The sequence below is a fragment of the Streptomyces rectiviolaceus genome (genome assembly GCF_039533825.1).
GTDB lineage: Bacteria > Actinomycetota > Actinomycetes > Streptomycetales > Streptomycetaceae > Streptomyces > Streptomyces rectiviolaceus.
Genome location: NZ_BAAAUG010000008.1, coordinates 1 through 5,325, shown reverse-complemented (window position 1 = coordinate 5,325; position 5,325 = coordinate 1). Strand labels below are relative to the sequence as shown.

5 protein-coding genes and 1 pseudogene are annotated in these 5,325 nt (G+C 74.4%); all 6 read left to right on the top strand.

What is annotated here, in order from left to right:
• A pseudogene (locus tag ABD378_RS00660) lies at positions 1 to 263 on the top strand (hypothetical protein); the annotation flags it as partial.
• A gap of 115 nt (positions 264 to 378) precedes the next feature.
• Positions 379 to 714 carry an antibiotic biosynthesis monooxygenase family protein gene (locus tag ABD378_RS00655; RefSeq protein WP_344518248.1) on the top strand — a complete coding sequence of 112 codons (336 nt, stop codon included), beginning with the start codon at positions 379 to 381 and terminating at the stop codon, positions 712 to 714.
• The gene (locus tag ABD378_RS00650; protein ID WP_344518247.1) at positions 711 to 1,979 is read left to right on the top strand and encodes a beta-ketoacyl-[acyl-carrier-protein] synthase family protein; all 1,269 of its coding nucleotides are present in this window, start codon (positions 711 to 713) and stop codon (positions 1,977 to 1,979) included. Before ABD378_RS00655 ends, ABD378_RS00650 begins: the two co-directional genes overlap by 4 nt.
• Positions 1,976 to 3,223 carry a ketosynthase chain-length factor gene (locus tag ABD378_RS00645; protein ID WP_344518246.1) on the top strand — a complete coding sequence of 416 codons (1,248 nt, stop codon included), beginning with the start codon at positions 1,976 to 1,978 and terminating at the stop codon, positions 3,221 to 3,223. Before ABD378_RS00650 ends, ABD378_RS00645 begins: the two co-directional genes overlap by 4 nt.
• Positions 3,220 to 4,254, top strand: coding sequence for a ketoacyl-ACP synthase III family protein (locus ABD378_RS00640; protein WP_344518245.1), 1,035 nt, complete (start codon positions 3,220 to 3,222; stop codon positions 4,252 to 4,254). Before ABD378_RS00645 ends, ABD378_RS00640 begins: the two co-directional genes overlap by 4 nt.
• A partial coding sequence (locus ABD378_RS00635; protein ID WP_344518244.1) for an acyltransferase domain-containing protein occupies positions 4,251 to 5,325 on the top strand: 1,075 nt, incomplete at its 3' end. The genes ABD378_RS00640 and ABD378_RS00635, both read left to right, overlap by 4 nt.

The following is a 5,325-nucleotide window of genomic DNA, read 5'->3' as shown; positions in this document are numbered from 1 at the left end:
CCGCCGAGCCCGCTCCCGCCGTACGGCGCGTCAGCCTCGCCCCGGCCGACGCCGGCCCCGCGTCCGGTGCGCCGCACGGGCCGCTGCCGCTCGCCGAGATCGTCGCCGGCCGCGCCCTGCCCCGCCGCTCAGGCCACGACGTCGTCCACTACCAGGGCGGGAAACTCAGCGGCTGGAGCGCCATGGCAGCCGCCGCCGGCCTCGGCCAGGCATGGCACAAGGACGTCGGCACCCCCATGAGCCTGGGGCGCAGAAGCGGCTGACGCCGGGGGCCGGATCCAGCCGTCTTCTAGGGCGCCGCGAGGCGCGACACGCAGGGTTTCGTCTGACCTCGGCGTACGCGTCGCCAGGCTTCCGGACGATGAGGAGACCGCTGCCATGTCAGCTGAGCAGCCCGGACCCGCCCCCAGCGGCCAGGCCACCTTTGTCAACACCTTCACCCTCCGCACCACCCCGGAGGAGTTCGAGGAAGCCTTCGTGCGCACGGCGCGGTTCCTGGAGCGCCAGCCCGGCTTCCTCGCCTACACCCTCGTACGTCACCTGGAGGAGCCGCAGAGCTACGTCAACATCGCCCGCTGGACCGATGTCGCCTCCTTCCGCGCCGCCGTGACCCAGGCCGAATTCGGGCCGCACGCCGAAGCGTTGCGGGCGATCAGCACCAGCAGCTCGGGGCTCTACACCGAGCGGCGCAGCGCGACCGTGGAGGAGCGGTGACGCGGCGGGTGGCGATCACCGGCATCGGGGTGGTCGCCCCCGGCGGCATCGGCACCAAGCAGTTCTGGGAGACGATCACCGCGGGGCGCACGGCGACCCGCACCATCAGCCTCTTCGACCCGGCGCCCTTCCGCTCCCGGATCGCCGCCGAGTGCGACTTCGACGCGGCGGAGCTCGGCGTCGGTGCCCAGGACGCCGAACGGCTCGACCGCGCCGCCCAGTTCGCCCTGGTCGCGCTGCGCGAGGCGCTCACCGACAGCGGCCTCGAACCGGACCCCGGCACCGCCCACCGCACCGGCGTCAGCCTCGGCAGCGCCGTCGGCTGCACCCAGAAGCTGGAGGAGGAGTACCTCGCCCTGAGCGGCGGGGGGCAGGAGTGGCTGGTCGACCACACCGCCGCCGGAGCCCATCTCTACGACTACTTCGTGCCCAGCTCCATGGCGGCCGAGATCGCCTGGGAGGCCGGCGCCGAGGGCCCCTGCACCATCGTCTCGGCCGGCTGCACCTCCGGCCTCGACTCCGTCGGGCACGCGGTCGCGCTCATCCGCGAGGGCAGCGCGGACCGGATGATCGCCGGAGCCACCGACGCCCCGATCTCCCCGATCACCGTGGCCTGCTTCGACGCCATCCGGGCCACCTCGTCCCGCAACGACGACCCGGCGACGGCGCTGCGGCCCTTCGACCGCACGCGCAACGGCTTCGTCCTCGGCGAAGGCGCCGCCGTCCTGGTCCTCGAGGAGCTGTCGGCCGCCCGCCGCCGGGGTGCGCACGTGTACGCGGAGATCACGGGCTATGCCTCGCGGGGCAACGCCTTCCACATGACCGGACTGCGCCCCGACGGGCGGGAGATGGCCTCCGCCATCGGCGCCGCCCTGGACGAGGCGCGGCTCGCCCCGGACGCTCTCGGGTACGTCAACGCCCACGGCACGGCGACCCGGCAGAACGACATCCACGAGACCGCGGCCCTCAAGAGCAGCCTCGGCGCGCACGCCGCCCGCGTGCCGGTCAGCTCCATCAAGTCGATGATCGGCCACTCGCTGGGCGCCGTCGGCTCCATCGAGATCGCCGCCACCGCGCTCGCCCTGGAGCACGGCGTCATCCCGCCCACCGCCAACCTCACCGACCCCGACCCCGAACTGGACCTGGACTACGTGCCGTTGCACGCCAGGGAGCAGCGGATCACGGCGGCGCTCACCGTGGGCAGCGGCTTCGGCGGCTTCCAGAGCGCCATGGTGCTTCGCAGGACCGAGGGGCGTGCCGCATGAGCGCCGTAGCGGTCACCGGCATGGGTGTCGTCGCACCCACCGGCCTCGGTCTCGACGCCTACTGGGCGGCGACCCTGCGCGGCGACGACGGGACGCGACGCATCCGCGCGTTCGACCCCAGCCGCTATCCGACGCGTAGGGCGGGCGAGGTGGCGGGCTTCGAAGCCGGCGACCACCTGCCCGGGCGGCTCGTCCCGCAGACCGACCGTATGACCCAGTTCGCGCTCGCCGCGGCCGACTGGGCCATCGCGGACGCGGGCGTCGACCTCGACTCCGTGCCGCCGCTGGAGCGGGGGGTCATCACCGCGAGCGCCTCCGGCGGATTCGGCTTCGGCCAGCGCGAACTGCAGCACCTGTGGGGCGAGTCCCCCAAGAAGGTCAGCGCCTACATGTCGTTCGCCTGGTTCTACGCCGTCAACACCGGCCAGATATCCATCCGGCACGGCCTGAGCGGCCCGACCGGCGTCTTCGTCAGCGAGCAGGCCGGCGGCCTGGAAGCGGTCGCGCACGCCAGGCGGCAGGTCCGCGCGGGCACCCGGGTGATGCTCACCGGCGGCATGGACTCCTCCCTGTGCCCGTACGGACTCGCCGCCCAGCTGGCCGGCGGACGGCTCAGCCCGGACGACGCGTACCTGCCCTTCGACAGCAGGGCCACCGGGCACCTGCCCGGGGAAGGGGGCGCCATCCTCGTCCTGGAGGGCGCGGAGCGGGCCCGCGAGAGCGGGCGCCGCAGCTACGGAGAGATCGCCGGGTTCGGCTCGACGTTCGACCCGCGCCCCGGATCCGGCCGCCCGCCGACCCTGCGCCGGGCCATCGAACAGGCGCTGGCCGACGCCGGTACGGAGCCGGACGAGATCGCGGTCGTCCTCGCCGAGGACGCGGGCGTGCCGGACCAGGACGCGGCCGAGGCCGCCGCGCTCGCCGAGTTCTTCGGGGTCCGGGGCGTCCCGGTCACCGTGCCCAAGACGGCCACCGGCCGCCTCTACTCCGGCGCCGGATCGCTCGACGTCGTCACCGCCCTGCTGGCTCTGCGCGACGGGCTCGCCCCGCCGACGGTGAACGTGACGCAGGTGCCCGACGCCTACGGCCTCGACCTGGTCGTCGGCAGGCCACGACCGGTCTCGGGCACGGCCGCACTCGTCCTGGCCCGCGGCTTCAACGGGTTCAACAGCGCCATGGTCGTACGCGCCCCGGGCGGTGCCGGCGCGCCCGTCCGGCTGCCCGTCGACGAGGTGGCGGCATGAACGGCGGCGACCTGTACATCGCGGGCACCGGGACATGGCTGCCGCCCGCCGAGCGGATCGAGGACGCGGTCGCCGACGGCCGTTGCGACGCGGCCGTCGCCCGCTCGACGCGGATGGAGGCGGTGACCGTCTCCGCGGGCGAACCGGCGCCCGAGATGGCGGCCAGGGCCGCAAGGACCGCACTGGACCGGGCGGCGGCCGAACCCGGCGACATCGACCTGGTGCTGCACGCCAGCTTCTACTACCAGGGGTTCGACCTGTGGGCCCCGGCCTCGTACGTCCAGCGCGAGGCCGTCGGCAACCAGTGCCCGGCGATGGAGATCCGCCAGGTCTCCAACGGCGGCATGGCCGCACTCGACCTGGCCTGGGCCTACTTGGGTGCCGACCCGACCAGAACCGCGGCCGTGCTCACCACGGGGGACCGGTTCTGCCTGCCGGGATTCGACCGGTGGCGCAGCGACCCCGGAACCGTCTACGGCGACGGCGGCACCGCCCTCGTCGTCTCCCGGCACTCCGGCTTCGCGCGGGTCCGCAGCATCGCGACGGTCTCGGCGCCCGACCTGGAGGGGATGCACCGAGGGGACGATCCGGCCGGGCCCGCCCCGTTCAGTCACCGAGGGGTCGTCGACCTGGAGACCCACAAGCAGGACTTCCTGGCCCGGCACGGCGTGGCACCGACCATCGCCCGGGTGTCCGCCGCGCAGGAGACCGTCGTCAAGCACGCGCTCGCCGACGCCGGGCTCGGGCTCGCCGACATCGACCGCTTCGTGCTGCCGCACCTCGGACACCGCAGGCTCCAGGTCAGCTACTTCGCGAAGTTCGGCATCGACCCCGACCGCACCACGTGGGCCTGGAGCCGGGGCGTCGGGCACCTGGGGGCGGGTGATCCCTTCGCCGGACTCGACCACCTGGTCACCAGCGGGGCGCTGGTGACCGGTGACACCTGTCTGCTCTTCGGCGTCGGGGCCGGTTTCAGCTGGTCCTGCGCCGTGGTCGAGATCCTTGACGCACCCTCTTGGAGGAGTCGATGAGTGACGTGAAGCCGGGAGCGGGGGAGCGGGAGACGGACGACGGCGCGGCGCGCCGGGTCGCCTTCCTGCTGCCCGGCCAGGGCTCCCAGCACATCCGGATGGCCGCGGGGCTCATGGACACCGAGCCGGTCTTCGCCGAGGCGATGGACGAGGCCCTGACCGCCCTGACAGACGGCGGTGGCCTCCTTGGCCCCGGTCCCGGCGGCTCCGGCGATCCCGGCGGCTCCGGAGGCCGGGGGGCCGACCTGCGCGCGAGCTGGCTGAACGGCGACGACCCCGCCGCGATGGACCACGTGACACGGTCCCAGCCCCTGCTCTTCGCGGTGGACTACGCCCTCGGGCGGCTCGTCCTCAGCTGGGGCGTACGGCCCGCCGCGCTGCTCGGCCACAGCATCGGCGAGGTCGCGGCCGCGGTCCTGTCCGGCATCTTCACCCTGCGGGACGCCGCCACCATGGTCGGCGACCGCGTCGCACGGCTCGCGGACGCACCGCCCGGCGGCATGGTGGCCGTCGCGGGTTCGCCGGACGAAGTGGCGCCCCACCTCGGCGATGACATCGTCATCGGCGCCGTGAACGCGGCCCGCCAGACGGTGCTCGCCGGACTCGACGCACCCCTGCGCGCCACCACCGCGGCGCTGACCGATGCCGGGTTCGTGGTGCGCGGCGTCGCGGCGTCCACGGCCTTCCACAGCCCGGCCCTCGCACCGGCCATGAGCGGGGCCGGAGACCGGATCGCCGCCCTGCCGGTGGGCGAGGCCCGTATCCCGGTCATGTCCGGGTACACCGCCCGCTTCCTTACCCACGCGGAGGCGAAGGACCCCGGTTTCTGGGCCCGTCAGCCGGTCGCGCCGGTGCTGTTCTGGCCCGCCGTCGGCGCGCTCCTCGCCGAGGAGGACCTGGTCCTCGTGGAGGTCGGACCCGGGCAGGGCCTGTCCCAGCTGGCGCGCCGTCATCCGGCCGTTCGCTCCGGCCGTTCCGCCATGATCCCGCTGCTGCCCGCCGGGCCGGGCCCCGCGGCGGCGGACAGCGCCGCCGTGCGCGCCGCGGCCGATGAGCTGGCGCGGTTGCCGC

Bases quoted from the DNA above. Each gene is read 5' to 3' on its own strand.
- ABD378_RS00655 (WP_344518248.1), top strand. From the start codon at position 379: ATGTCAGCTGAGCAGCCCGGACCCGCCCCCAGCGGCCAGGCCACCTTT.
- ABD378_RS00645 (WP_344518246.1), top strand. From the start codon at position 1,976: ATGAGCGCCGTAGCGGTCACCGGCATGGGTGTCGTCGCACCCACCGGC.
- ABD378_RS00640 (WP_344518245.1), top strand. From the start codon at position 3,220: ATGAACGGCGGCGACCTGTACATCGCGGGCACCGGGACATGGCTGCCG.